Annotated in this window: 1 protein-coding gene; it reads right to left on the reverse strand. The window is 70.0% G+C overall.

All coding sequences use genetic code 11. The features are described 5' to 3' along the window. Positions 1–133 precede the first annotated feature (133 nt). The gene (locus ACWD4J_RS44085) at positions 134–1,357 is read right to left on the reverse strand and encodes an IS4 family transposase (protein ID WP_451401195.1); all 1,224 of its coding nucleotides are present in this window, start codon (positions 1,355–1,357) and stop codon (positions 134–136) included. Positions 1,358–1,399: the final 42 nt, after the last annotated feature.

Raw genomic sequence — 1,399 nt, forward strand, 5'->3', positions numbered from 1 at the left:
GGTGACGGTGTCCGGTGCGGGTGGTGTCCCGTTGCGATGCTCGGCCCGTTTGAGCGGCCAGTTGGACATCTTCCGTTTGATCACTCGGGGGCAGGCCCGGTGGCGGCGTGGGGGCAGCAGGCGTTCGGCGATCTCAGCCAGGGTGCGGGCCAGCGCCCGGGTGAGTCGGCCGGGGGGAAAATGCCGCCTGGGCCGGGACCTGGCGGCGCACGATCCGCAGGGACCGCGTGAAGGACAGCCGGTCGGGATCAAGACCCTGGCCGATGGCGGCCTGGTGCATCAACTGCCGGATGGCGTGGTGCACCAGGAGGAAACCGTAGATCTCCTGCTCCACGCCCCACGGGTGTTTCGAGCGCAGGACAAGCTTCGGGCCGCGCTGGTGGGTCTTGATCTCGTCCAGCGTGGTCTCGATCTCCCACCGCTGGGCGTAGAGCGCGGCCAGTTCCTTCGCAGGTGCCTGTTCAGGGTCGAGCACGGTGGTCAGCAGGCGGTAGACGGTGGCGTCGCCGGTGCGGGCAAGGGTGTACTCGATCACCCGGACCACCACCGGGTTGCGGCGGCTCCTGCGGTCCGGCTCGGCATGGACCGTGCTGAGGTAGGAGCCATCGGCCAGGACCTGCGCCACGGGCAGGGCCGCGCTCTTACGCATCCGCCACAAAAGGTCCGCGCCCGTTGCCCGGGCGGCCTGCCACAACTCGAAGCTGAAAAAGCCCCGGTCGGCCAGCAGCAGCATCCCCGCCCGCAGGCGGGTGAACAGCTGCCGGGACAGCACCGGCTCACTCACCGACAGCGGCCCCACCGCCGCACCGAACACCGCGTGCGTCCCGCACTCGGCCAGCGCCACGATTCTGGCCTGCGGGAACGCGCCCCTGCCCCGCCCCGAGCCCGGGCGGCCGAAGAAGCTGTCGTTCTCCGCTGTGTCCGCCAGGTCCAAGGTCGTGCCGTCCACCGCCACCAGACACCACCGCCGATACCAGGCACCCGCCGTCTTGGGCACCGCCACCGGACGGCACACCTGCGCGAACAGCATCTTCAACGGCTCACAGCCCAGGCGCCGACGCGCCCGCCCGATCGCGGCAGTCGTCGGCACCCGCCAGGACCGTTCCCGGTTCCCCAGCCCCTCGCCCAGCAGCCGCGCGACCTCTTCATACGGCTGCCCGAAGAACAGACACATCGCCAGCACGAAGTACACGACCACGCGTGCAGGCAGCAGCCGACTGCGCTGCTCACCCCGCCCGGTCTCCGCGATCACCTCATCGACCAACCGCGGCGGAAACGCCCGCGTCAGCACCCCGATCGCGATCCGGTCCGACAAACGCTCACCCGCAGGCGACTTGACCTGCCCCACCCTCGCCACACCACAACCAACGAGGGCAGGACATCTAAGTCACCGGCATTG

It is taken from the genome of Streptomyces sp. NPDC002577 (assembly GCF_053594815.1).